Here is a 25,444-nt window from a genome sequence, read left to right as displayed (position 1 = left end):
AACAAGCTAATAATGCAAATGGAATTTTTGGAGGATTTATTTTGGCAGTAAGAAAAATAGTAATCTTCCCAGCAGAAATATTGGAGCAGGAGTGCGAAACAGTCACGTTATTCGATAAAAAGCTTTCCAAACTGCTGGATGATATGTACGAGACAATGATCGAGTTTGATGGAGTCGGCCTTGCCGCTCCACAAATTAATATAAAGAAACAGATTGCGATTGTCGATATTGACGATGAGCATGGCACAATGGAGCTGATCAACCCAGTGGTTCTTGAAACTAGCGGGGAGCAGACCGGGCCAGAAGGGTGCTTGAGCTTTCCGGGAGTATACGGAGAGGTAACCCGGCCTAATTATGTGAAGGTGAGGGCACAAAACCGGAAAGGACAGACATTTGAAATCGAAGCAGAGGAGTTTTTAGCAAGGGCGATTCTGCATGAAATCGATCATCTGCACGGTGTGTTGTTTACCACGAAAGTGTTGAAATATATGGAAGAAGCTGACTTAGAGGAGTTGAACCAGGAATGACAAGAATTGTATTTATGGGAACTCCGGACTTTTCCGTACCGATTTTGCGAAGGCTAGTTGTGGAAGGCTATGAGGTAGTCGGTGTGGTCACACAGCCTGATCGCCCTGTTGGCAGAAAGCGACTACTGACTGCGCCGCCGGTAAAAACAGAAGCGCTGAAGCATGGCATCCCTGTTTACCAGCCGGAAAAAATCCGTCAAAAGGAAGAACTGGAGAAAATCTTTGCCCTTGAACCAGATTTAATCGTCACTGCTGCCTTTGGACAAATATTGCCAAATCAGCTGTTAAAAGCACCAAAGATGGGCTGTATTAATGTCCATGCTTCGCTATTGCCAGAACTGCGAGGCGGAGCACCAATCCATTATGCGATCATAGAGGGAAAAGAGAAAACGGGAATTACGATTATGTATATGGTTGAAAAGCTGGATGCAGGGGATATTCTGGCACAAGTGGAAGTTCCCATCACAGAAACAGATACGGTAGGGTCTTTGCATGATAAAATGAGCGTTGCCGGGGCGGACCTCTTATCTGAGACGATTCCGAAGCTAGTACGCGGAGAAATTACTCCGATCCCGCAAAAGGAAGACGAAGCGACTTTTGCCTGGAATATCAAGCGGGAACAGGAGAAAATTGATTGGACCAAATCAGGAAACGCTATCTACAACCATATCCGCGGCATGAATCCATGGCCGGTTGCTTATACGACAATGGATGGGGCAGTAATGAAGATATGGAGTTCTTTAAGGACGAACTACAAAGGAAGTGAGCAAGCGGGTACCATCGTCAGACTGGAAGACGACGGTTTTATAGTGGCAACTGGAGATGATATTGCGATTAAGATTACCGAGCTCCAGCCATCTGGCAAGAAAAAGATGGACGCTAGGCAATTTCTGTTGGGGGCAGGGGCGAACTTAGAGCCCGGCGTAAAGTTAGGAGATTAACATGAGCAAAAAGAAAAATGTCAGGGATGCCGCATTGCAACTCCTGGAAACGGTTGAAAAGAACCAGGCTTACAGCAATTTGCTTCTAAATAATGCAATAAAAACAAATGAAATTAGTGCAATTGATATCGGCTTGCTGACTGAATTAGTTTATGGGACTTTACAGCGCAAAATGACCCTTGATTTCTACCTTAAGCCATTTATCGAGAAAAATAAGAAATTGCAAACATGGGTCGTCAATTTACTTCGCATGACCGTTTATCAAATGGTGTATTTAGATAAAATACCAGATAGAGCAGCAATTTTTGAAGCAGTTGAAATTTCGAAGCGGCGCGGACACAAAGGCATTGCGAGCCTGGTGAACGGTGTTCTTCGCAGCATTCAGCGAAACGGACTTCCTCAACTTGCTACGATAATCGATCCTGCAGAAAGAATTTCCATTGAGACTAGCCATCCATTATGGTTAGTCAGGAGATGGGTCGTCCAGTTTGGGATAGAAAAGACAAGGGAAATGTGTGAAGTGAATTTGACTGTTCCCCTGCAGACAGGAAGAGTCAATTTGACAAGGATTTCCCGTGAGGAGTGCCTAGCGTTGCTCGAGGAAGAAGGCTTTGAAGTGGAACCAAGCCCAATCCTGCCGGAAGCCATTAAATGCCTCCGCGGCAATCTCGCCTCTTCCAAAGCATTTCATTATGGTTTATTGACAATTCAGGATGAGAGTTCTATGCTAGTTGCCCACGCACTTGGAATAGAGGAAGAAGAGATCATCCTCGATGCATGTGCTGCCCCTGGGGGGAAATCAACTCATATTGCAGAAAAGCTTGGAAATAGCGGCAAAGTAATCTCCCTAGACCTTCACGAACATAAGGTGAAGCTGATTTCCCAAACGGCTGAACGACTTGGGCTAGGAAATATCGAGGCGCAAAAAATGGATAGCCGAGAGGCGGCGCAAAAATTTCAGCATAAATCGATGGACCGTATTTTACTCGATGCCCCCTGTTCAGGACTAGGTGTAATGAGACGAAAGCCTGACATGAAATACACGAAGAAAGAACAGGATCTCAGTCAGCTGAAAGCCATTCAGCTAAGCCTTCTAGAATCAGTAGCGCCATTGCTGAAAGAGGAAGGTACGCTTGTTTATAGTACATGCACAGTGGATCGGGAAGAAAATCAGGAAGTGATAGACATATTTTTGCGCAAGCATCCTGAATTCTCGGGAGATCCAACACTTGCAGAAAGAATGCCAGAGGCAATCAGGCCATTGATCAATGACTTCGAGGTTCAAATCCTTCCTCAGGACTTTGGCTCTGATGGGTTTTACATTGCGTGTTTGAGAAAGAAGGTAGAATAATGAAACAGGAAAAAACAACAGGAACTATAGCGACAGAAGCAACAGTCAAGAGATCCATTTATTCCCTTCAACTGAATGAATGGAGAGACTGGCTGAAGGAGCAAGACGAAAAGCCTTTTAGGGCGGAACAGATTTATGACTGGCTTTACAAAAAAAGAGCAGCATCGTTCGAGGATATGTCGAATCTTTCAAAGTCTTTACGGGACAAATTGGAACAGCATTTTGTGCTGACAACACTCCATACGATCATCCAGCAAACATCATCTGACGGAACAATCAAGTTCCTGTTTGAACTGCATGATGGGGTTTCAATCGAAACCGTGCTTATGAGACATGAATATGGAAATTCAGTTTGCGTCACTACTCAGGTTGGCTGCCGAATTGGCTGTACTTTTTGCGCTTCTACACTTGGAGGGTTAAAAAGGAACCTCGAGGCAGGAGAAATTGTTGCCCAGGTCGTAAAAGTACAACAAACTCTCGATGAAACAGATGAGAGAGTGAGCTCCATTGTCATCATGGGAATCGGTGAACCATTTGATAACTATGACCATATGCTTGCCTTCCTAAAAATCATGAATCATGAGAAAGGCATGAATATCGGCGCTCGTCATATTACCGTTTCAACAAGTGGTATCATACCGAGGATTTACCAATTTGCTGATGAAAATATGCAGATTAACTTTGCGATTTCTCTGCATGCTCCAAATACGGAGTTGCGCAGCAGATTGATGCCAATCAACCGAGCCTATAAGCTTCCCGATTTAATGGATGCGGTCCGCTATTATGTGAACAAAACAGGTCGCAGAATTAGTTTTGAATATGGGCTATTTGGCGGAGTGAATGATCAGGTGGAGCATGCGGAGGAGCTTGCCCAGCTCGTAAAAGGATTGAAATGCCATATCAATTTGATTCCCGTAAATTACGTACCTGAACGTGATTACGTAAGAACACCTAAGAGACAGATCTTTCAATTTGAACGCACCCTTCGCGACCTCGGAGTGAATGTGACAATAAGAAGAGAACAAGGGCATGACATTGAAGCAGCTTGCGGACAACTTCGGGCAAAAGAAAGAAAAGAAGAGACGAGGTGACAAGATGAAGGCTGTTTTCATGACAGACAGGGGAAAAATCCGCCTGCATAATGAAGACAATGGCGGCATCTTTATGAACCCTCACGGACAGCGCCTTGCCATCGTAGCAGATGGCATGGGCGGCCACCGTGCAGGAGACGTAGCTAGTGAAATGACAACCCAGCATTTAAAACTGCTCTGGGAAAAGTCAACAAGAATACATACAGCAGAAGAAGCAGAACAATGGCTGCGGGAAGCGGTAGTGCAGGTTAATCAAGAAATTTTCCAGCATTCCTTGCATCATACAGAATGTGAAGGCATGGGCACGACAATTGTCGCCTCCATCTGTACGAATCTGTTCGCAACAGTGGTGAACATCGGTGACAGCCGCTGTTATTTGCGGAATGAATCAGGGTTCAAACAGTTAACGGAAGACCATTCTCTTGTCAATGAACTCGTTCGTTCTGGACAAATTTCAAAGGAAGATGCAGAGCATCATCCGCGTAAAAATGTGCTCTTAAGAGCCCTTGGAACCGAAGAATTAGTGGAGATGGACATTAAGACGATCATATTTGAAGAAGAGGATGTGCTGTTGCTTTGTTCAGACGGACTTTCCAATAAAGTCAGCCAGGAAGAAATGGCAAGCATCCTTTCTGACACTAATTTGTCTCTGGAAGAGAAAGCCGAAGAATTTATCAAAATGGCCAATCAGTATGGCGGCGAAGATAATATTACTCTTGCAATCGTCGAATACCAGGAATTCAACGAGGGCAGGTGAAAAATATGATCAACGGAAAAAGAATCAGCGGTCGATATAAAATCAAGGGAATGATTGGCGGCGGCGGGATGGCAAATGTCTATCTTGCGCATGATATGATCCTTGACAGGGATGTTGCAGTCAAAATGCTTCGTCTTGATTTTGCCAATGACGAAGAATTCATTCGCAGATTCCACAGAGAGGCTCAGTCCGCAACGAGCCTTACCCATCCGAACATCGTTAGTATATATGATGTGGGAGAAGAGGACGGACTGTATTATATTGTAATGGAATATGTCGAGGGTCAGACACTGAAACAATACATACAGCGCCATGCTCCAGTTCCAGTTACGGAAGCTCTTGAGATAATGAAACAGGTGACATCCGCAATCTCTCATGCTCATCACAATCACATTGTTCATCGTGATATCAAGCCACATAATATTTTAATAGATAAAAACGGGATGGTTAAGATCACGGACTTTGGCATTGCAATGGCATTGAGCGCTACGAGTATTACCCAGACGAATTCGGTGCTCGGGTCTGTGCACTATCTGTCACCAGAACAGGCCAGAGGCGGCATGGCAAATAAAAAATCAGATATTTATTCAATCGGGATCGTTATGTTTGAATTGCTTACAGGCAGACTCCCTTTTTCAGGTGAATCGGCCGTATCCATCGCATTGAAGCATCTTCAATCAGAAACGCCATCTTTAAAAAGATGGAATCCGGAAATTCCCCAGAGTGTTGAAAATATCGTGCTCAAGGCGACTGCGAAGGATCCATTCCATCGATACGACAATGTCGATGAAATGGAAGATGATTTACGGACATCGCTTGATGATAGCCGTTTGAACGAAGGCAGGTTTATTATACCGGTGGATGATGAAGCTACGAAAGCGATTCCTATTATTACAAATGACCGGCCTTATCATAATTCAGATGAAACTATTATCCGTAAAGATGCTCAAAATGCATTGGAACAGGCAACGAAAGAGAAAAAAAACCGGAGAAAGAAATGGCCCGTTATTTTAACTGTGCTGTTTTTGCTCATCCTGACTTCGGGTATTGTCATGGTGACTTTGGGTCCAGAGCTGTTTGGGCCAAAGGATAAGAAAGTGCCGGACGTAAGTGGCATGGAACTAGAAAAAGCAGTCGCTGAACTCATGTCCACTGGTTTTATTATTGGAGACAAAAAAGAGGTGAGCGATGAAGAAATTGAAGAAGGAAATGTTATCAGAACTAATCCGGAAGCTGGTAAAATGATCAAAGAAGGAAATGAAATTGACTTGTATATCAGTACCGGAAAAGCAGAATTGGAAATGTCGGATTACACCGACAGGAACTACGACGATGTAGTCAAACTGTTAGAAGGAAAAGGCTTTAAAGACATCCAAAAAACCGAAGAGCATGACGACAGCGAGCCTGGTACAATTCTGGAACAATATCCTCCCGGCGGGGAATTTGTCGTTCCGGCAGACACCATATTAGAATTCAAAGTCAGTATTGGGCCAGAATTGGTTCCTCTCGGTAATTTAAAGGAATACAATCAACGAAACCTCGATCTGTATGCGGACACCACCGGACTTATAATAGAGAGTTCGGAGGAGTTTCATGACACAGTACCGGCTGGATTGGTTATTTCCCAAAACCCTGAAGCAGGAACAGAGCTCCCGCCAGGAAGTAAGGTAAGCGTTGTAATTTCAAAAGGGCCAGAACCTGTTCCAAAAGAAAAAACGCTTGAAATTACAGTACCATACCAGCCTAAAGAAGAAGGAGTTCCACAGAAGATCACGATCTATATAAATGACGTAAACCATACCGATGAAACTCCAGTCAACACGATTGACATCACTGAGGACACATTGGTGAGTCTTGATTTCCTAATTGCGCCTGGCAAAAAGGGAGAGTATCGAATCCTGCGGGATGGAGAGATTTTTGATAGTGGTAGCGTTGATTATCCAGAAGACTAACAGACAGGGAGTGTTGCTATGCCTGAGGGCAAAATTATCAAGGCGCTGAGCGGTTTTTATTATGTTTCCAATGAGAATGGGGTAGTTCAATGCCGCGGGAGAGGAATTTTCCGTAAGAATAAAATTACCCCCCTTGTTGGCGACGAGGTGGTTTTTCAAGCCGAAAATGACAAAGAAGGCTATATCCTCGAAGTGAAAGAACGGAAAAATGAGCTTGTTCGTCCACCAATTGCAAACGTGGACCAGGCTATCCTTGTTTTTTCGGCAGTAGAGCCTGAATTCAGTACAGCACTGCTTGATCGGTTCCTTGTCCTAGTTGAATATAATCATATTAAGCCTATCATTTGCATTACAAAAATGGATTTAACGAATGACGAGCAAAAATCAAGGCTTGATGGATTTGCAGGAGATTATCGAAATGCTGGATATGAAGTCATTTTTACTTCCTCAGAAACTTCTGAGGGCCTTGAGAAGTTAAGCCCCCACATCGAAGGCAAGATATCTGTTTTCGCAGGGCAGTCTGGTGTTGGAAAGTCGTCTCTGCTCAATGCCATCAGACCTGATCTCGACTTGAAAACGGACGTTATCTCCTCGCATCTTGGACGAGGAAAGCATACAACAAGGCATGTGGAGTTACTCTCGATTAAAAACGGTCTTGTAGCTGATACACCGGGCTTCAGTTCTCTGGAATTCACCGATCTGGAGGTCGAGGAATTGAACGCATGCTTTCCTGATATCGCTCAAATTAGTGAGGATTGTAAATTTCGAGGCTGTCTTCATATGGCTGAGCCTAAATGTGCTGTCAAAACAGCAGTCGTGTCAGGTACACTACCTGAGTACAGATATGAGCATTACAAAGATTTTTTGTTAGAAATAAAAGATAGAAAGCCGAGGTATTGATCATGGTTAAAATTGCACCTTCCATTTTATCGGCAGACTTTTCTCGACTTGGCGAAGAAATAAAGGATGTCGAGCGAGGCGGGGCCGATTATATTCACGTCGATGTAATGGATGGCCATTTCGTGCCAAATATTACAATTGGGCCACTGCTTGTCGAAGCAATCAGGCCAGTGACAAAGCTTCCCCTTGATGTTCACCTAATGATCGAGAATCCGGATCAGTATATCAAAGCATTTGCCAACGCGGGTGCTGACTATATTACCGTTCATGTGGAAGCGTGCCGGCATCTTCACCGGACGATCCAATTGATTAAATCGACAGGGGCAAAGGCAGGTGTCGTTTTGAATCCTGCCACACCGGTAGAAAATTTGAGGCACATCATCGAGGATGTTGACATGGTACTGCTCATGTCAGTCAATCCTGGTTTTGGCGGACAGAAGTTTCTAACTTCTGTCCTTCCAAAAATCAGAGAAGTCAAGAAACTGGCTGATTTGTATCATCCAGAGCTGGAAATTGAGGTCGACGGTGGAGTGAACGAGGAGACAGCCAAGCTTGTGGTGGAAGCAGGGGCAAATGTTCTGGTCGCAGGTTCGGCAGTCTTCAACAACAAAGACAGAGAAGCAGCAATCGCTAGTTTAAGACCATAAGGAAAAGCCAGCCTAAAGAAAGGCTGGCTTTCCTACTATAAACAAAAAAGAAGATAGAGGTGTTATTGTCATGAAAATTAACCTTGTTGCCGGTGGGCCACAGAATCTTATACCGGATTTCCATCAATATGAAGAGGAAAACGCAATCTGGGTTGGAATTGATCGCGGAGTATTCTATTTATTGGAAGCAGGCGTAAAACCCGCCGCAGCTTTTGGGGATTTTGACTCCGTTTCCGAAGCAGAAATGGCGTCCATTGAAAAGGCAGTTGCTGATCTAAAGAAATTCAAACCGGAAAAAGATGAGACAGACATGGAGCTTGCGCTAAATTGGGCACTAGATCAGCACCCAGAGTCGATTTCCATTTTTGGGGCGACAGGGGGACGCCTTGATCACTTCATGGCCAATACCCAACTTCTGGTCAGACCGCTTAAGGAGGAGACTTCTGTCCACATCCAGATCATTGATACAAAGAATATTTTGTATGTAACGACACCTGGAAGTTACACCGTTCAAGCAATGGATAATTTTAAATATATCTCCTTCCTTCCCATTACACCGATTGTCTCCGGACTGTCGCTTGAAAATTTTAAATACCCATTAAATGATTGTCATATTCCGTTGGGGTCGACACTATGTATTAGTAATGAACTTATAAGAGGTCATGGTACTTTTTCATTTTCCGAAGGCATATTATTAGTTGTAAGAAGCAGGGATTGAAATGTCTGCACTTAGCTCAGGGTTCTTCCCGTGTGAGGAATTCTTCCCTGGAGGAGCAAATTTTAAATACCCTTGAATATACTATAGGGATGTAGAAAGAAGTCTGGTTTGGCGAGAGATGGTGAGGAGGGACGGTATGAGATTCTATACAATCAAACTGCCTAAATTTTTAGGTGGACTCGTTCGGGCAATGTTAGGAGCGTTTAAAAAGGATTAAAGCGGCTAAAGTTGAAAGATAAAAGAAAAAAATTGTTGATTTTAGCATCCTTTTAGGCAGGGTGCTATTATTTTGGCCTCATTTGGGAAAAATAAACACAACCGGCCGGCGGAAAAGAACAAAAATAAAAAAGGCATCCTCTAGTGGATGCCATGCAACTTTTCTGCTGGCTGCTGGAGCGAGCAGAAAAACTGCGATTTTAAATGATTTAAACGCGTTCTACTTTACCTGATCTTAAAGCTCTTGCAGATACCCAAACACGCTTCGGCTTACCGTCTACGAGAATACGAACTTTTTGAAGGTTAGCACCCCATGTACGCTTATTTGCGTTCATTGCGTGGGAGCGTGCGTTCCCAGAATGAGTTGATTTACCAGTTACTACACATTTACGTGGCATATGATTTCCCTCCTAACTGACAAAAGCTGTTACTATATTTCTGCAATAATTTGCATATCGTCAGAATGGTAATTGAAATAGGATAACCTTTTCTCTGACATACTTTAATAATTTATCATAGAAATTTCCCATTTGCAATACTTCCGGCAAAAGCTATAAAGAAAAAAACCTTGACATATAGGTTGATTTCTTGCTGAATAATAAAGGGAAGGACAGAATAACTTTAAAAATGGATTGGCTTATAGTAAAATAAACGGTAGCATACTGCTATTTTTCCAAAGGGGGAACGAATCGTGTCCATCGAGCTAAAAACGAAGTACGGACAAATTGATATATCAAATGATGTCATTGCAACAATTGCGGGCGGTGCAGCAGTTGATTGTTATGGGATTGTCGGGATGGCTTCTAAGAATCAGATCAAGGACGGATTAACAGATATTCTGCGTAAGGAGAATTTTACACGTGGAGTCATCGTTCGCCAGGAAAATGAGGAAGTACATATTGATATGTATATTATTGTGAGCTATGGAACGAAAATTTCCGAGGTTGCTAACAATGTCCAGTCAAAGGTAAAGTACACGCTTGATAAAACAGTCGGACTGGCTGTAGACTCGGTCAATATTTACGTTCAAGGAGTTCGTGTAACGAACCCGTAAGAGGAGGAAGGATTTGTGTCCATTAATGTTCTAGACGGAAAACGTTTTGCGGAGATGGTGATTCAGGGGGCCAACCACCTGGCTGCGAATGCCAAATATGTCGATGCATTGAACGTCTTCCCTGTTCCTGATGGTGATACGGGAACAAATATGAATTTATCGATGACTTCCGGTGCTAAGGAAGTAAAGAACAATGTACAGGAACATATCGGAAAGGTAGGTTCCGCGCTTGCGAAAGGTCTGCTAATGGGTGCGCGAGGAAACTCAGGAGTCATCCTTTCGCAACTATTTCGCGGTTTTTCCAAAGCGATTGAAACAAAGCCAACTATCACATCGCTTGAATTTGCAGCTGCATTAAACGCGGGTGTAGAGACTGCTTATAAAGCGGTTATGAAGCCGGTAGAAGGAACCATCTTAACCGTAGCTAAAGACGCAGCAAAGCATGCTGTTGCCGTTGCGCCAAACCACGATAACATTGCCGGACTGATGGAAGAGGTTCTTAAAGAAGCGAAAGCTTCGCTGAATCGCACACCCGATCTGCTGCCAGTCTTAAAGGAAGTAGGAGTGGTAGATAGTGGCGGTCAAGGCCTTGTTTTCGTTTATGAAGGCTTTCTTGCAGAATTGAAGGGAGAAAAGCTGTCTGACTCCCCATCTGCGATGCCGAAAATGACGGAGCTTGTTAGCGCCGAGCATCATAAGAACGTTCAGAGCCACATGAATACGGAGGATATCGAATTCGGCTATTGTACGGAATTTATGGTTAAGCTTGACGGGAAAGGAACATTCTCTGAGGAAAATTTCCGCCAGGACTTGAGCAAATTTGGCGATTCTCTTCTTGTCATTTCCGATGAAGAAGTGGTGAAAGTACATATCCATTCAGAACAGCCTGGTGATGTTTTGTCATATGGACAAAAATACGGCAGCCTCATTAATATGAAAATCGAAAATATGCGTCAGCAGCACTCAGATATAATCAGTGAATCGACAACACCTTTGCAAACCCAGGATAAGGAATCGAGGAAAGAAAAGCAGGAGTACGGAATTGTCGCTGTCTCCATGGGTTCGGGACTGGCCGACCTTTTCCGCAGCATTGGTGCAAACGCCGTGATTGAAGGCGGCCAGACGATGAACCCAAGCACGGAAGACATTATTAAGGCGATCAAAGAGGTTCATGCACGCAAGGTAATCATCCTGCCTAACAATAAAAACATTATCATGGCTGCTGAACAGGCCGCAGAGGTAGCAGAGGAAGAAGTAGTAGTCATTCCTACGAAGACTGTCCCGCAAGGAATGACAGCATTGCTCTCCTTCAATCCTTCCGCCGATCCTTCCACAAACAAGGAAGCGATGACAGAAGCGATCCAGCATGTAAAAACAGGTCAACTGACGTATGCAGTCCGTGACACCAGCATCGATGGACTTGAAATTGAAACTGGTGATTTTATGGGGCTTGCTGATGGGAAAATTGTGGTAAAGGATCGCGAAAAAGTGAAAGCAGCAAAGAACCTACTGGACGAGATGCTCGATGAAGACACGGAAATTCTCACTATTCTAAAAGGAGAAGACGCTTCAGATGAAGATGTTGATTCCATCATCGAGTATATTGAAGGAAAATATGGAGAGGTTGAGATCGAAGTTTATAATGGGAAACAGCCATTATACGCTTTCATCTTTGCGATTGAATAATCATTTTTCGGCTGGAGAATGAAAATGGCAATAAGCGCTAACAAATAGAAGGGGACTCCCCTTCTTTTTCGCTGTTTACCAGGAAATTATAGGAGGATCGCCTTAGCGAACGAAAGGAAAATTTGAAAATAGCAAACGGAGGGAGGGGGAGCGGCAGCACCGCTTGGCCGAAAGCTGAAAAGCCAAGAGTTCGGCACACCGCTTGACTAATGTGAATGAACAATTAAACCAACCAGTTACAGTAATAAAAGGAATTGGCAATGAAATGGCGGAAACTTTGGCAGATATGCGCATTACGACCGTTGGTGATTTGCTTGAATACTTCCCTTACCGGTATGAAGATTATCGCCTGAAAGATTTGGCAGAAGCAAAACATGACGAAAGAATCACGGTGGAAGGCAAGGTACACAGTGAGCCAGCACTCGTTTATTATGGAAAGAAAAAGAATCGACTTTCTGTCAGATTGCTAGTTGGTCGATACTTAATCATCATCACTTTCTTTAACCAGCCTTATTTAAAACAAAAAATAATCGTCGGAGAGACAATTACAGTTACCGGAAAGTGGGATCAGCACCGACAGACGATCACTGCCAGTCACATGACATCAGGAGAAAATGCTCAAAGCCAGGATTTTGAACCAGTATACGCGGTTAAGGGAAAAATGACAGTACCCACGATCAGAAGGCTAATCAAACAGGCTTTTGCTAAGTTCGGACAGGAAATAAACGAAATATTACCAGCAGAGCTTCTGCAAAAATACAAGCTTCTTAACCGTTCAGATGCCTTAAGAATGATGCATTTTCCTTCAGGTTCAGATGAGATGAAGCAGGCAAGAAGAAGGTTTGTTTACGAAGAGTTTCTGTTATTTCAGCTTAAAATGCAGTCATTACGAAAGCTCGAACGAGAGCAGAGTCCTGGTATTGCGTTTTCTTATCAATTAAGCAAGCTGAAGGAATTCGTCACCGGGCTGCCATTTCCGTTAACGGGAGCACAAAAACGGGTCGTCAATGAGATTCTCGGTGATATGAAATCGCCTTACCGTATGAATCGCCTCCTTCAAGGGGATGTCGGTTCAGGAAAAACAGTGGTTGCCGCGATTGCTCTTTTTGCTGCAAAAACAGCTGGTTATCAAGGAGCATTAATGGTACCAACGGAAATCCTTGCTGATCAACACTCGATGTCCTTGAAACAGTTGCTTGAGCCATTCGGAGTGAAAACTGCTTTGCTGACAAGTTCGGTAAAGGGAAAACGCCGAAGAGAGCTGCTTGAATCGCTAAAGAATCAGGAAATTGATGTCTTGATTGGTACGCACGCCTTAATTCAGGATGAAGTTGACTTTCACAGCCTGGGTCTTGTCATTACCGATGAACAACATCGATTCGGGGTGGAACAAAGGCGGGTGCTTAGGGTAAAAGGAGAAAATCCGGATGTCCTGTTCATGACCGCAACTCCCATCCCGAGAACATTGGCAATCACAGTCTTTGGCGAAATGGATGTCTCAGTGATCGATGAAATGCCGGCCGGACGCAAATCAATCGAAACGTATTGGGCAAGGCATGAAATGCTGGAGAGGGTGCTCTCCTTCATGGAAAAGGAACTGGGAAAAGGCAGGCAGGCGTATGTCATTTGTCCGTTAATTGAGGAGTCAGACAAGCTAGATGTCCAAAACGCAATCGATGTCCATAGCTCCTTGAGTTTCTTTTTTAAGGACCGTTTTCAAGTTGGTTTAATGCACGGACGGCTCCCTTCCGATGAAAAGGACCAAATTATGAAAGCCTTTAGTAAAAATGAAGTGCAAGTGCTCGTCTCTACTACCGTTGTAGAAGTCGGCGTAAATGTCCCGAACGCAACGGTTATGCTCATTTATGATGCAGAAAGATTTGGTTTGTCCCAGCTCCACCAACTTCGAGGCAGGGTTGGCCGCGGCAGTGACCAATCCTATTGCATTTTGCTCGCCGATCCGAAAAGCGAAGTTGGGAAAGAACGCATGAAAATCATGTCTGAAACGAATGATGGTTTTGTTCTAAGCGAAAAGGACCTGGAACTGCGCGGACCCGGGGATTTTTTCGGAAAAAAACAAAGCGGTCTCCCAGAATTCAAAGTAGCGGACATGGTCCATGACTATCGTGCGCTAGAAACAGCGAGAAATGATGCGTCCCTACTGGTCCAATCTAAAGCTTTTTGGCAAAGTGAAAAATACCGATCATTGCGTGAGTATTTGGCAGAATCAGGCGCCCTGGCAAACGAAAAACTGGATTGATCAAAGCCATTCTGCTTTTTTAGAAGAATGATAGGTGGAAGAAGTGATCTGATCCGCTTGGACCCGATTTTTCTTGTTGCAATCTTTTTTTATAGTATATATACTACTATTAGTACCTAGTCTTAATAGCTCGGGCGGTGTTTTAAGATGAAACGCAATAAAAAAGAACGGCAGTCATTGTTAACTGATACAATAAAAGACAATCCATTCATAACAGATGAAGAGCTGGCTGAAAAATTTGCTGTCAGCATTCAAACGATAAGACTTGATCGACTCGAATTGTCTATTCCCGAACTCAGGGAGAGGATCAAGAGCGTAGCAGAAAACCGGTTTGAAGACGAAGTTCGTTCATTGCCGCTAGAAGAAGTAATTGGAGAAATTATCGATATGGAACTTGATCAAAGTGCAATTTCCATACTTGATATAAAAAAGGAACATGTTTTCAAACGAAATAAAATTGCCAGAGGACATCATTTATTTGCCCAGGCGAATTCATTAGCGGTTGCTGTGATCAATGATGAGCTAGCGCTAACCGCAAAGTCGACTATCCAGTTTACCAGATCGGTAAAAGAGGGGGAGCGGGTTATCGCCAAAGCACGGGTCACAAAGATTGATCCGGAAAACGGGCGGACGATGGTGGAAGTGATGAGTTACGTAAATAATGAACTCGTCTTTAAAGGCGAATTTGTCATGTACAGAGCAAATAATGAAATGTAAGGGATGAAAAGCGATGAGGCTAGCAGTAGATGCAATGGGTGGGGACAATGCACCAAAAGAAATCGTCCTCGGTGCAATGAAAGCAGTGGAGCATTTCAAAGACATACATATCCTCCTAGTAGGAGACGAGAAGAAAATCAGGGAGTATTTGACAGCGGAAGAAAGAATTGAAATTCTCCATACCGAAGAGGTCATCCTCGGAACGGATGAACCTGTAAGGGCTGTTCGCCGAAAAAAGAATGCTTCTATGGTGCTCGCAGCGCAACAGGTAGCTGATGGAAAAGCAGACGCCTGCATTTCAGCGGGAAACACTGGAGCGCTGATGGCAGCAGGTTTGTTTGTAATTGGCCGGATCGAGGGCATAGAACGGCCAGCACTTGCGCCAACCCTTCCAACAATTGGGGGAGAAGGCTTTCTGCTGCTCGATGTTGGTGCGAATGCGGACGCAAAGCCCGAGCATCTTGTCCAATATGCGATCATGGGCTCGATCTACAGTCAGAAAGCAAGGAAGATTGAGCGCCCGAGGGTTGGATTGCTGAATATCGGCACAGAGGAGAAAAAGGGCAATGAATTAGTAAGGAACACATTTGAATTACTGAAAAATGCAGATATCCATTTCATCGGCAATGTTGAATCAAGAGACTTGCTGGAAGGTGTCGCGGATGTGGTCGTGGCGGACGGATTTACTGGCAATATGGTGTTGAAGACAATCGAAGGAACGGCAATGTCTGTCTTTAAAATGCTGAAATCAGCATTGACATCAAGCTTCAAAAGCAAGCTGGCTGCTGCAATCCTAAAGCCAGACCTAACACAATTGAAAAAGAAAATGGATTACACCGAATACGGGGGTGCCGGATTGTTCGGATTGAAAGCTCCGGTCATTAAGGCACACGGCTCATCGGATGCGAATGCCGTTTTTAACTCCATCCGGCAGGCAAGAGAAATGGTGGAAAATGATGTTGCAGGCACGATCAGGACGGCAGTTGAAAAAAGATAGAGCAACAATCAGTAGGAACAAATGGATAAAGTAAACGATAAAGGGGAATCTTTCATGGGGAAAATCGCATTTTTATTTCCAGGCCAGGGATCACAAACTGTCGGCATGGGGCAGGCACTTGCTGCATCAGAGCAAATAGTTTCTGAAACATTTAAAAAAGCGGATGAAGTCCTTGGGGAGTCTTTGAGCAAATTGATTGCGGAAGGACCACAGGAACAACTGACGCTTACAGTAAATGCCCAGCCTGCACTGCTTACAACCAGCATTGCTATCCTGAAATATTTCAGCCAGTTTGGAATCAAGCCAAGCTTCACCGCAGGCCATAGCCTTGGAGAATATACGGCACTTGTTGCTTCAGAGGTGTTATCCTTTGAGGATGCTGTATACGCAGTCCGAAAACGCGGAGAATTTATGGAAGCAGCAGTGCCGAATGGAGAGGGCACAATGGCAGCTGTTTTGGGAATCGATCGCGACAAGCTTCAAAGGGTGACCGAAATCGTATCAGCAGACGGCAATCCAGTTCAGCTCGCTAATTTAAATTGCCCGGGACAAATTGTAATCTCTGGTTCTAAACAAGGAGTGGAAGAGGCTTCAGCAAAGGCAAAAGAAGCAGGTGCAAAAAAAGTGATTCCGTTGGATGTGAGCGGGCCATTCCATTCTTCGTTAATGAAACCGGCAGCAGAGAAATTTGCGTCTGTGCTTGATACTATAACTCTTACGGATGCCTCCATTCCGGTGATCGTTAACGTGACGGCAGAACCGATTACAGAAGCAGCAGAGATCAAAAAAAGACTGGTAGAGCAGCTTTATTCCCCTGTCCTTTGGGAGGACTCTATAACAAAGATGCTTGAACTCGGTGTCGATACTTTTGTAGAAATTGGACCAGGTAAAGTGTTGTCAGGTCTTGTGAAGAAAGTGAACCGGTCTGCAAGGACATTTGCAATCTATGATGCAGAAACTTGTGAGGCGGCCGTTGCAGCATTGAAGGAGGAAACGGAATGAGACTAGTAGGAAAAGCAGCAATTGTCACAGGTGCTTCACGTGGAATCGGTCGGGAAATTGCATTGGAACTTGCTAGGGAAGGTGCTTCTGTCGCTGTCAACTATGCAGGCAGTGAAGGAAAAGCACTTGAAGTGGTGGATGAAATTAAAGCGATGGGCCGGGATGCATTTGTGATTCAGGCTGACGTCTCTAGCGCAGACTCCGTGACTAATATGGTGAAGGAAGCGGTCGAACGTTTCGGCAAGCTTGACATACTTGTAAATAATGCGGGTATAACAAAAGATAATCTATTGATGAGAATGAAGGAGTCCGAGTGGGATGATGTCATCAATATCAATCTGAAGGGTGTTTTCCTTTGCACAAAAGCAGTCACGAGACAAATGATGAAGCAAAGAAGTGGCAGGATCATTAATATTTCCTCGATTGTCGGCGTGAGCGGAAACCCTGGGCAGGCTAACTATGTTGCGGCAAAATCAGGGGTAATTGGATTGACGAAAACCACTGCGAAGGAACTCTCCTCAAGAGGAATTACAGTGAATGCTATTGCACCAGGTTTTATCACGACAGACATGACTGATAAGCTTCATGAAGACGTAAAGTCAGAAATGCTGAAACAGATTCCGTTGGCACGTTTTGGAGAACCAAAAGATATTGCCCGAACTGTTATCTTCCTTGCTTCTGAAGATAGTGCCTATATGACCGGCCAAACCTTGCACGTCGATGGCGGAATGGTCATGTAGAAGTCTGTTCCACCTGAAAAAGGACGGAACTTAATAAAAAATAAGGACAGCCATTTATTATTTATATAAAATCATCTATAATGGCTTGAGGGGAGGTGAACGAGCATGGCAGACGTTTTAGAACGCGTAACAAAAATTATTGTTGACCGTTTGGGAGTAGATGAATCTCAAGTAACTTTAGAAGCATCTTTTAAAGATGATCTAGGTGCTGATTCCCTTGATGTTGTTGAATTGGTTATGGAATTGGAAGACGAATTTAACATGGAAATATCCGATGACGACGCTGAGAAAATCGGTACAGTTGGTGACGCTGTGAATTACATAAATAGCCAAGTGTAATGGTACGATTCACTGAGAAGCTCCGTTTTTTAAAACGGAGCTTTCTTCCAGTTTTTTTCTTTTTGGCTATTGTTTTTTGTAAAATGGAATTGTAATCCGGCAATTTATCAAAATCAGCTTTAATTTATGAGCAAGGTGGAATTAATCATGCGCAATAGTAGCAGAGAAAGAGAAAAGATGAAAATCCGCGCAAAGGAGATGAAATTCAAAGAATTCCAAGATAGAATTGGAATTCATTTTGATAGTGAAAAATTATTGAAGCAGGCTTTTACCCATTCATCTTATGTGAATGAGCATCGCAGGAAGCCCCATGAGGACAATGAGAGACTAGAATTTCTCGGGGACGCTGTCTTGGAACTGACTGTATCACAATTTTTATTTAAAAAATATCCGATGATGAGCGAAGGAGAATTAACAAAACTTCGGGCGGCTGTCGTTTGTGAACCATCGCTTGTGGACTTTGCTAATGAACTGGACTTTGGTGGACTAGTTTTACTTGGAAAAGGCGAAGAAATGACAGGTGGCAGGACAAGGCCAGCGCTCCTGGCCGATGTGTTCGAAGCCTTCATCGGCGCTATGTACCTTGATAAAGGAATTGATACAGTTACTACATTTTTGGAAGGGATCGTTTTTCCAAAAATCAATGCCGGTGCTTTTTCTCATGTGATGGATTTTAAAAGCCAGCTTCAAGAACTTGTTCAGCGAGATGCAACAGGCTCGCTGGACTATAAGATCATGAAGGAGATTGGACCAGCGCACAGCAGAGAGTTCGAATCCCGCGTTTACCTTAATGGCAAAGAATTGGGTGCAGGTACTGGCCGCTCCAAGAAAGAAGCGGAGCAGCATGCTGCTCAGATGGCGCTTGAAAAGCTGAAGTCCCACATGGAGGCTTCGCCTGAACGGTACGGAGATTAGGACAAAGTATCTTAACGACATTCATTTTTTACAAAAGCCTGATTTCCGTTATTTTCATCTCGTAATGGCTACCTCTTGCAATTTTCCAAAAAGCTTTGCTTGGAGAATCGAGATGGTTGTGCCTAACACATCTTAGAATAAGTGAAATGGAAAGGGAGAGCCCTATTGTTTTTAAAACGATTAGAAGTGGTCGGATTTAAATCGTTTGCCGAGAGAATCTCTGTTGAATTCGTTCCTGGCGTGACCGCAGTCGTGGGACCAAATGGGAGCGGAAAAAGCAATATCACCGATTCGATTCGCTGGGTTCTTGGAGAACAATCAGCCCGTTCGCTGCGAGGTGTGAAAATGGAAGATATCATTTTCGCCGGCAGTGAGTCACGAAAGCCGCTGAATTTTGCTGAAGTCACTTTAACCCTTGATAATGAAGACCAATCACTGCCGCTTGATTACAACGAAGTAAGTGTTACTAGGCGTGTGTATCGATCTGGAGACAGTGAATATTTAATAAATAAACAAAATTGCCGACTGAAGGATATTGTGGAGTTATTCATGGATTCCGGACTTGGGCGCGAAGCCTTCTCGATCATCAGCCAGGGAAGGGTGGAAGAAATTCTCAACAGCAAGCCGGAAGAACGAAGAACGATCTTTGAAGAAGCGGCCGGAGTCCTAAAGTATAAATCGCGAAAAAAAAAGGCAGAAAGCAAGCTGTTTGAAACCCAGGAAAACTTAAACCGTGTAACAGACATCATCCATGAGTTGGAGACCCAGGTAGAGCCGTTAAAAATCCAGGCATCGATTGCAAAGGATTATCTCCAGCAAAAAGAAGAACTGGAACAAATTGAAGTAGCGCTGACCGCTTATGAAATAGCGGATCTTCATGGACGCTGGGAGCAGCTTTCAAGACAACTGGAACTGCATAAGGAAGATGAACGAAACCAGTCTGCGATTCTTCGCAGTAAAGAAGCTGAAATCGAAAAAATGCGCGATCAGTTAGTTTCGCTCGATGAATCGGTCAGTGATCTACAGAATGTCCTTCTGCATGCTAGCGAGGAACTCGAAAAGCTGGAAGGCAGGCGGGAAGTACTTAAGGAGCGCAAAAAAAATGCCTCGCAAAATAAAGGTCAGCTTGAGAAGTATATAGCGGAATTGACATTGGCGATTGCCAGCCTTGAAGAACAAAAGGCGAATTATAAGCAATCAGTTGCTGAATTGGCAGCGGAGGCTGGATTGCTGCAAAGACAACTTCAGGAAAAACAGGAGCAATTAACGCTTTATAGCGAAGATGTTGAGGTTAAGATCGACTCCATCAAAAGTGACTACATCGAGGTGCTTAACGAACAGGCAGGAGCCAAAAACGAAAAAGTTTATATGGAGCAGCAACTGCAGCAGCTTGCTGTCAAGGGAGCCAGACTGGATCAAGAAAATGATCGATTCGTATCGATCCGCGAGGAAATCAATGAAAGAAAAGCTGAAATCGAAAATAACGCAGCTTCCTTACAGCTGGAATTGGAAGAACAGGTCAAGCTTTATTTTCGCGAGCAGAAGCAACTGGAATCGCTAAGAAGTAATTACGAGAAGCAAGAGAAAATATTGTATCAAGCATACCAATTCATCCAGCAGGCGAAATCGAAGAAAGAAATGCTGGAGGAAATGGAAGAAGACTATTCCGGCTTCTATCAGGGAGTCAAAGAAGTGTTGAAAGCTAGGAATACCCAACTGCAGGGGGTAGAAGGAGCCATTGCCGAATTGATCCAGGTGCCTAAGCAATTTGAAACCGCAATGGAAACGGCACTTGGCGGTGCTATGCAACATATTGTCGTCCAGACGGAAGAAAACGCAAGAGCTGCCATCCAGTTTTTAAAACGGAAATCATTTGGCCGGGCAACCTTCCTACCTCTCAGCATCATCAAGGGCAAGTATCTGACTGGTGCCCAGCTATCCCTTCTTTCAGGACACAGTGCCTATATCGGCACTGCTGCTGATTTGATTCAATATGATCAAAAATATGCCGAGGTGATAAAAAACCTGCTCGGGAATGTCATGATTGCAAGAGATTTGAAGGGTGCCAATGAAATAGCGAAAATGCTGCAATATCGCAGCCGGATTGTAACCATTGAAGGCGACGTAGTCAACCCTGGTGGATCGATGACGGGAGGCGCAGTGAAACAAAAGTCCTCATCCCTTTTAAGCCGTAAAGGTGAATTAGAGGACTTGACCAACAAGCTGGCTGACATGGAAGAGAAAACCAGGGCGCAGGAATTGCGGGTAAAAGCATTAAAGGCTGATATGCAATCTAGTGAAGCAAGGCTTGCAGAACTCCGGAAAACTGGAGAAGAGCTTCGCTTCAAACAGCAGGCTCTTAAAGGCGATCTTCGGGAAGTTGAGTTGGAACAGAAAAACAGTAATGAACGGTTATCGATCTATGATTCTGAAAAGACCCAGCTTGATACAGATAAGGCAAAGCTGCAAACAAGGCTGGCAGAACTGGATGAGCTGCTGGAGAAGTATCGTCAGACACTCGTTCAACTCGATAAGGAAATAGAAAGATTGACAGAGCTAAAAAAAACGAATACCACCTCCAAGGAGACGCTTGTTTCTGAAATCAGTGATTTGAAAATCAGCTTGGCTGCAAAGAGAGAACAGCTTTCGCATATGAAGGAAAAACTAGATTCGGCAAGCTTGCAGGCAGATGAACAATCAGATAAATTATCCGAGCTGAAAGAAGATTTGTCTCTTCTTTCTTCAGAGATGACGGATAGTTCCTCTGGAGAAACGAATTTGGAAGAAGCAGCAAAGCATAAGCTGCAGGATAAAAATGAGACGCTGAAGCTAATCGCCACCAGAAGGCAGGAGCGACATGAGCTTCAGAACAGACTTATCGATGTGGAATTGGAGTCTAAGGAGTTAAGAAGGCTGCAAAAAGGCGTCAATGAAGCACTTAAGGATGAGGAAGTGAAATTAAACAGACTCGATGTGGAGCTGGACAATAAGCTTGCTCATCTTCGCGAAGAGTATCTGCTTTCCTATGAAGCTGCGAAAGAACAGTATCCACTGACGATCCCGGCTGAGGAAGCCAGACGAAAAGTGAGGCTCATCAAACTGGCAATAGAAGAACTGGGAACGGTCAATCTTGGCGCAGTAGAGGAATACGAACGAGTATCTGAGCGTTATGAATTCCTGCTAGAGCAAAAGAACGACCTCCAGGAAGCAAAGGACACGCTTTTCCTAGTCATCGAGGAAATGGACAAGGAAATGAAGAAGCGTTTTGAGCAGACATTCACTGGTATCCGCTCTCATTTCGAAACTGTGTTTCAAGCGTTGTTTGGCGGCGGAAGAGCAGACTTGCGGCTGACTCATCCGGATGACATGCTGAACACTGGGGTTGAAATTGTTGCCCAGCCACCAGGAAAAAAGCTTCAGAACCTAAGTCTGTTATCTGGCGGTGAGCGTGCATTAACAGCGATCGCTCTGTTATTCTCGATCCTCAAGGTTCGGCCTGTCCCATTCTGCATTCTCGATGAAGTCGAAGCGGCATTGGATGAAGCGAATGTATATCGATTCGCCCAATATTTGAAAAAATACCGTGAGGAAACACAATTTATCGTTATCACCCACCGAAAAGGAACAATGGAAGAAGCGGATGTCCTGTATGGTGTCACAATGCAGGAATCGGGCGTCTCAAAACTTGTATCCGTCCGGCTGGAGGATTCAAAAGAACTTGTAAAAATGGAATGAGAAAGGCGATGGACTATGAGTTTTTTCAAAAAATTGAAAGAAAAATTATCGTCCCAGACTGAGAGTGTCTCAGAGAAATTTAGAGAGGGCCTGACAAAAACGAGGGATAATTTTACTAGTAAAGTGAATGATCTAGTATCCCGGTATCGTAAAGTGGATGAGGAATTTTTTGAAGAGCTTGAAGAAATCCTCATCCAGGCAGATGTTGGATTTGAAACGGTGATGGAATTAGTCGAGGAACTGAAGAAAGAGGTTAAGCGACGCAATATCCAGGATACGAAGGAAGTCCAAGCTGTCATTTCCGAGAAACTTGTTGAAATGTACGAAAATGGAACGAATGACGGATCATTCCACCTGAACATTCAGGAAGATGGATTGACGGTTATCCTATTTGTTGGAGTCAATGGTGTCGGCAAAACTACGACGATCGGCAAGCTTGCCCATAAACTCAAGAGGGAAGGTAAGAAGGTCCTTCTTGCTGCTGGAGATACATTCCGCGCTGGTGCGATTGAGCAGCTCGAAGTCTGGGGCGAGCGTGTAGGAGTGGATGTGATCAAGCAGGGGGAAGGGTCAGATCCTGCTGCGGTCATGTATGATGCGATCCAATCTGCGAAATCAAGGAAAGCTGATATTCTGATCTGTGACACTGCTGGCAGATTGCAGAATAAGGTCAACCTTATGAAAGAGCTTGAAAAAGTAAAGCGTGTCATTGAACGCGAAGTACCGGGTGCGCCGCAAGAAGTCTTGCTCGTACTCGATGCAACTACGGGCCAGAACGCACTGATTCAGGCGAAGACATTTAAGGAAGCAACCGACGTAAGCGGCATTGTGCTGACGAAGCTTGATGGAACGGCCAAGGGTGGGATCGTGCTGGCGATTCGCAAAGAGCTCCATATTCCAGTGAAATATGTCGGACTTGGCGAAAAAATGGATGACCTGCAGGAATTCAATGCAGAAAGATATGTTTATGGTCTATTCGCGGACTTAGTAGAAGCAGAAGCAGCTGAAGAATCTTGATTTACAGGCAAATTGCTGTAAAGAACTTTTCTTGACAGCGAAGAAAAACGTGTGTAAACTCTTAATGTAAAGGTATTTCACTTAACATGGGGGAATCCGAATGCTTGAGAAAACACACCGCATGAATTATTTGTATGATTTTTATCAGGCATTGCTGACTCCAAAGCAAAGCAGTTATATGGCACTATACTATCTTGATGATTACTCACTTGGGGAAATTGCCGCGGAGTATGATGTTAGCCGGCAGGCTGTATACGATAACATCAAACGCACGGAAGCGATGCTCGAGGAGTACGAAGAAAAATTATTGCTGTTTGACAAATTCCAGAAACGAGTCGAGCTGATTGAAAAAATGAAACAGCTTATCGGGAATGACGAAAACAGCCATGTTCTTACTGAAATGATAGCCGAGCTTGAGAAACTAGACTAGGGAGGCACATGCTATGGCATTTGAAGGATTGGCCGACCGACTGCAAAATACAATGCAAAAAATCCGCGGCAAAGGAAAGGTTTCCGAAGCGGATGTAAAAGAAATGATGCGAGAGGTCCGTCTGGCTCTTCTAGAGGCTGACGTTAACTTTAAGGTAGTAAAGGATTTCGTGAAAAAAGTTACTGAAAGAGCAGTTGGCCAGGAAGTCGTGAAAAGCCTGACTCCAGGCCAGCAGGTCATCAAGGTTGTGAAAGAAGAACTTACTGAGTTAATGGGTGGGGAACAAAGCAAGATTACTGTTTCCAATCGCCCGCCGACCGTCATCTTGATGGTCGGGCTTCAAGGTGCAGGTAAAACGACGACGACCGGAAAACTTGCCAATCTTCTTCGCAAAAAATACAATCGAAAGCCATTGCTTGTAGCTGCGGATATTTACCGTCCAGCGGCGATCAAGCAGCTTGAAACGCTGGGCAAACAGCTTAGCATGCCGGTATTTTCCCTAGGCGACCAGGTAAGCCCCGTCGAGATCGCAAAACAGGCGATCGCCAAAGCAAAGGAAGACCATAATGACTATGTGCTAATCGATACTGCTGGCCGACTCCATGTGGATGAAAAACTGATGGATGAGCTGAAGCAGATCAAAGAGCTTTCCAAGCCAGACGAAATCTTCCTTGTTGTCGATGCGATGACAGGGCAGGATGCTGTCAATGTGGCTCAAAGCTTCAATGAACAGCTTGGCTTGACAGGGGTAGTCCTGACAAAGCTTGATGGCGATACCCGAGGCGGTGCAGCACTTTCTATCCGCGCTGTGACAAATACGCCGATTAAGTTTGTAGGTCTTGGAGAAAAACTGGATGCACTGGAAGCGTTCCATCCGGAAAGAATGGCATCACGAATTCTTGGTATGGGCGACGTCCTTACACTGATTGAGAAAGCTCAGGCAAACGTCGATGAGGAAAAAGCAAAAGAACTTGAGCAAAAAATGCGCACCGCATCCTTTACCCTTGATGATTTCCTGGATCAGCTTGCCCAGGTTAAGAAAATGGGGCCGTTGGATGAAATCCTGAAAATGATGCCTGGTGCAAACAAAATCAAGGGCATGAACAATCTTCAAATTGACGAGAAACAAATCTCACATGTTGAGGCGATCATCCAATCGATGACAGGCAATGAAAAAATTCATCCGGAAATCATCAATGCTAACAGGCGCAAACGGATCGCGAAAGGAAGCGGGACCTCCATTCAGGAAGTAAACCGTCTTCTGAAACAATTCGAGGATATGAAAAAGATGATGAAACAGATGACGAATATGCAGCAAAAAGGCAAGAAAAAGGGCGGCTTGAAGTTGCCATTTAACCCTTTTTAACTTGTAAATTCAGGTATTTTCAGTCTGTAAAGAAAAAAACCTTTACAAGCTGTTTTCAATTTGGTATTATTTTATCTTGTGTGAAA

The 25,444-nt window shown here is 44.1% G+C and carries 24 protein-coding genes; 23 read left to right on the top strand and 1 reads right to left on the bottom strand.

All coding sequences use genetic code 11. The annotated features are described in order from the left end of the window. Positions 1-41: 41 nt before the first annotated feature. From def to spoVM, 10 genes are all read left to right on the top strand, one after another. Positions 42-527, top strand: coding sequence for a peptide deformylase (gene def / locus J2S25_RS03615; RefSeq protein WP_044394305.1), 486 nt, complete (start codon positions 42-44; stop codon positions 525-527). Next, the gene (gene fmt, locus J2S25_RS03610; RefSeq protein WP_307191229.1) at positions 524-1,468 is read left to right on the top strand and encodes a methionyl-tRNA formyltransferase; all 945 of its coding nucleotides are present in this window, start codon (positions 524-526) and stop codon (positions 1,466-1,468) included. Before def ends, fmt begins: the two co-directional genes overlap by 4 nt. A gap of 1 nt (position 1,469) precedes the next feature. Beyond that, positions 1,470-2,819, top strand: coding sequence for a 16S rRNA (cytosine(967)-C(5))-methyltransferase RsmB (gene rsmB, locus J2S25_RS03605; protein WP_307191228.1), 1,350 nt, complete (start codon positions 1,470-1,472; stop codon positions 2,817-2,819). Further along, a complete protein-coding gene (gene rlmN / locus J2S25_RS03600; protein ID WP_307191227.1) occupies positions 2,819-3,910 on the top strand; it encodes a dual-specificity RNA methyltransferase RlmN in 1,092 nt (363 codons plus the stop codon). The genes rsmB and rlmN overlap by 1 nt, the downstream gene beginning before the upstream one ends. Positions 3,911-3,914: 4 nt before the next feature. After that, positions 3,915-4,667, top strand: a complete 753-nt coding sequence (locus J2S25_RS03595; protein WP_044394310.1) for a Stp1/IreP family PP2C-type Ser/Thr phosphatase — start codon at positions 3,915-3,917, stop codon at positions 4,665-4,667. Positions 4,668-4,672: 5 nt separating this feature from the next. Continuing rightward, a complete protein-coding gene (gene pknB / locus J2S25_RS03590) occupies positions 4,673-6,619 on the top strand; it encodes a Stk1 family PASTA domain-containing Ser/Thr kinase (RefSeq protein ID WP_044394311.1) in 1,947 nt (648 codons plus the stop codon). 18 nt (positions 6,620-6,637) lie between these two features. After that, positions 6,638-7,519, top strand: a complete 882-nt coding sequence (gene rsgA, locus J2S25_RS03585; RefSeq protein ID WP_044394312.1) for a ribosome small subunit-dependent GTPase A — start codon at positions 6,638-6,640, stop codon at positions 7,517-7,519. 2 nt (positions 7,520-7,521) lie between these two features. Then, positions 7,522-8,166 carry a ribulose-phosphate 3-epimerase gene (gene rpe / locus J2S25_RS03580; RefSeq protein WP_044394313.1) on the top strand — a complete coding sequence of 215 codons (645 nt, stop codon included), beginning with the start codon at positions 7,522-7,524 and terminating at the stop codon, positions 8,164-8,166. A gap of 70 nt (positions 8,167-8,236) precedes the next feature. Continuing rightward, on the top strand, positions 8,237-8,884 hold the full coding sequence (locus tag J2S25_RS03575) for a thiamine diphosphokinase (protein ID WP_044394314.1): 648 nt from the start codon (positions 8,237-8,239) through the stop codon (positions 8,882-8,884). Positions 8,885-9,020: 136 nt separating this feature from the next. Next, positions 9,021-9,101 carry a stage V sporulation protein SpoVM gene (spoVM, locus tag J2S25_RS03570; RefSeq protein ID WP_023614935.1) on the top strand — a complete coding sequence of 27 codons (81 nt, stop codon included), beginning with the start codon at positions 9,021-9,023 and terminating at the stop codon, positions 9,099-9,101. A gap of 208 nt (positions 9,102-9,309) precedes the next feature. On the opposite strand, the gene rpmB is transcribed toward spoVM, so the two are convergent. Further along, positions 9,310-9,498, bottom strand: coding sequence for a 50S ribosomal protein L28 (gene rpmB, locus J2S25_RS03565; protein ID WP_044394323.1), 189 nt, complete (start codon positions 9,496-9,498; stop codon positions 9,310-9,312). Positions 9,499-9,791: 293 nt separating this feature from the next. Between rpmB and J2S25_RS03560 the strand changes: the two genes are divergently transcribed. The 13 genes from J2S25_RS03560 to ffh all read left to right on the top strand — a co-directional run bounded on the left by J2S25_RS03560 (position 9,792) and on the right by ffh (position 25,358). Beyond that, complete coding sequence (locus J2S25_RS03560; protein ID WP_044394325.1) at positions 9,792-10,154, top strand: Asp23/Gls24 family envelope stress response protein; 363 nt, start codon at positions 9,792-9,794, stop codon at positions 10,152-10,154. Positions 10,155-10,169: 15 nt separating this feature from the next. Next, a complete protein-coding gene (locus J2S25_RS03555; RefSeq protein WP_044394327.1) occupies positions 10,170-11,840 on the top strand; it encodes a DAK2 domain-containing protein in 1,671 nt (556 codons plus the stop codon). 211 nt (positions 11,841-12,051) lie between these two features. Next, positions 12,052-14,100, top strand: a complete 2,049-nt coding sequence (recG, locus tag J2S25_RS03550; RefSeq protein ID WP_044394343.1) for an ATP-dependent DNA helicase RecG — start codon at positions 12,052-12,054, stop codon at positions 14,098-14,100. 147 nt (positions 14,101-14,247) lie between these two features. Beyond that, a complete protein-coding gene (gene fapR / locus J2S25_RS03545) occupies positions 14,248-14,817 on the top strand; it encodes a transcription factor FapR (protein ID WP_044394329.1) in 570 nt (189 codons plus the stop codon). A 13-nt stretch (positions 14,818-14,830) separates the two neighbouring features. Next, positions 14,831-15,814: a phosphate acyltransferase PlsX gene (gene plsX, locus J2S25_RS03540; RefSeq protein ID WP_044394331.1), complete on the top strand. Its 984-nt coding sequence runs from the start codon at positions 14,831-14,833 to the stop codon at positions 15,812-15,814. Between the two features lie 54 nt (positions 15,815-15,868). Beyond that, positions 15,869-16,816, top strand: coding sequence for an ACP S-malonyltransferase (fabD, locus tag J2S25_RS03535; RefSeq protein WP_044394332.1), 948 nt, complete (start codon positions 15,869-15,871; stop codon positions 16,814-16,816). Continuing rightward, on the top strand, positions 16,813-17,556 hold the full coding sequence (gene fabG, locus J2S25_RS03530) for a 3-oxoacyl-[acyl-carrier-protein] reductase (RefSeq protein WP_307191226.1): 744 nt from the start codon (positions 16,813-16,815) through the stop codon (positions 17,554-17,556). The genes fabD and fabG overlap by 4 nt, the downstream gene beginning before the upstream one ends. A gap of 105 nt (positions 17,557-17,661) precedes the next feature. Then, positions 17,662-17,895: an acyl carrier protein gene (locus J2S25_RS03525; RefSeq protein WP_044394334.1), complete on the top strand. Its 234-nt coding sequence runs from the start codon at positions 17,662-17,664 to the stop codon at positions 17,893-17,895. A gap of 147 nt (positions 17,896-18,042) precedes the next feature. Beyond that, on the top strand, positions 18,043-18,810 hold the full coding sequence (rnc, locus tag J2S25_RS03520; protein ID WP_044394335.1) for a ribonuclease III: 768 nt from the start codon (positions 18,043-18,045) through the stop codon (positions 18,808-18,810). Between the two features lie 165 nt (positions 18,811-18,975). Continuing rightward, a complete protein-coding gene (gene smc / locus J2S25_RS03515; RefSeq protein ID WP_307191225.1) occupies positions 18,976-22,545 on the top strand; it encodes a chromosome segregation protein SMC in 3,570 nt (1,189 codons plus the stop codon). A 15-nt stretch (positions 22,546-22,560) separates the two neighbouring features. After that, the gene (gene ftsY, locus J2S25_RS03510; RefSeq protein ID WP_044394337.1) at positions 22,561-23,562 is read left to right on the top strand and encodes a signal recognition particle-docking protein FtsY; all 1,002 of its coding nucleotides are present in this window, start codon (positions 22,561-22,563) and stop codon (positions 23,560-23,562) included. Between the two features lie 100 nt (positions 23,563-23,662). Beyond that, positions 23,663-23,992 (top strand): putative DNA-binding protein, encoded by a 330-nt coding sequence (locus J2S25_RS03505; RefSeq protein WP_307191224.1) that lies wholly within the window; start codon positions 23,663-23,665, stop codon positions 23,990-23,992. Between the two features lie 13 nt (positions 23,993-24,005). After that, positions 24,006-25,358 carry a signal recognition particle protein gene (ffh, locus tag J2S25_RS03500; RefSeq protein ID WP_044394339.1) on the top strand — a complete coding sequence of 451 codons (1,353 nt, stop codon included), beginning with the start codon at positions 24,006-24,008 and terminating at the stop codon, positions 25,356-25,358. Positions 25,359-25,444 lie beyond the last annotated feature (86 nt).

This window comes from Mesobacillus stamsii (assembly GCF_030814065.1).
Lineage (GTDB): Bacteria > Bacillota > Bacilli > Bacillales > Cytobacillaceae > Mesobacillus > Mesobacillus stamsii.
This window is presented reverse-complemented; position numbering and strand designations above follow the sequence as displayed.

Coding starts and splice junctions, on each gene's coding strand:
- fmt (WP_307191229.1), top strand. CDS start 524: ATGACAAGAATTGTATTTATGGGAACTCCGGACTTTTCCGTACCGATT.
- rsmB (WP_307191228.1), top strand. CDS start 1,470: ATGAGCAAAAAGAAAAATGTCAGGGATGCCGCATTGCAACTCCTGGAA.
- rlmN (WP_307191227.1), top strand. CDS start 2,819: ATGAAACAGGAAAAAACAACAGGAACTATAGCGACAGAAGCAACAGTC.
- J2S25_RS03595 (WP_044394310.1), top strand. CDS start 3,915: ATGAAGGCTGTTTTCATGACAGACAGGGGAAAAATCCGCCTGCATAAT.
- pknB (WP_044394311.1), top strand. CDS start 4,673: ATGATCAACGGAAAAAGAATCAGCGGTCGATATAAAATCAAGGGAATG.
- rsgA (WP_044394312.1), top strand. CDS start 6,638: ATGCCTGAGGGCAAAATTATCAAGGCGCTGAGCGGTTTTTATTATGTT.
- rpe (WP_044394313.1), top strand. CDS start 7,522: ATGGTTAAAATTGCACCTTCCATTTTATCGGCAGACTTTTCTCGACTT.
- J2S25_RS03575 (WP_044394314.1), top strand. CDS start 8,237: ATGAAAATTAACCTTGTTGCCGGTGGGCCACAGAATCTTATACCGGAT.
- spoVM (WP_023614935.1), top strand. CDS start 9,021: ATGAGATTCTATACAATCAAACTGCCTAAATTTTTAGGTGGACTCGTT.
- rpmB (WP_044394323.1), bottom strand. CDS start 9,498: ATGCCACGTAAATGTGTAGTAACTGGTAAATCAACTCATTCTGGGAAC.
- fapR (WP_044394329.1), top strand. CDS start 14,248: ATGAAACGCAATAAAAAAGAACGGCAGTCATTGTTAACTGATACAATA.
- plsX (WP_044394331.1), top strand. CDS start 14,831: ATGAGGCTAGCAGTAGATGCAATGGGTGGGGACAATGCACCAAAAGAA.
- fabD (WP_044394332.1), top strand. CDS start 15,869: ATGGGGAAAATCGCATTTTTATTTCCAGGCCAGGGATCACAAACTGTC.
- fabG (WP_307191226.1), top strand. CDS start 16,813: ATGAGACTAGTAGGAAAAGCAGCAATTGTCACAGGTGCTTCACGTGGA.
- J2S25_RS03525 (WP_044394334.1), top strand. CDS start 17,662: ATGGCAGACGTTTTAGAACGCGTAACAAAAATTATTGTTGACCGTTTG.
- rnc (WP_044394335.1), top strand. CDS start 18,043: ATGCGCAATAGTAGCAGAGAAAGAGAAAAGATGAAAATCCGCGCAAAG.
- ftsY (WP_044394337.1), top strand. CDS start 22,561: ATGAGTTTTTTCAAAAAATTGAAAGAAAAATTATCGTCCCAGACTGAG.
- J2S25_RS03505 (WP_307191224.1), top strand. CDS start 23,663: ATGCTTGAGAAAACACACCGCATGAATTATTTGTATGATTTTTATCAG.
- ffh (WP_044394339.1), top strand. CDS start 24,006: ATGGCATTTGAAGGATTGGCCGACCGACTGCAAAATACAATGCAAAAA.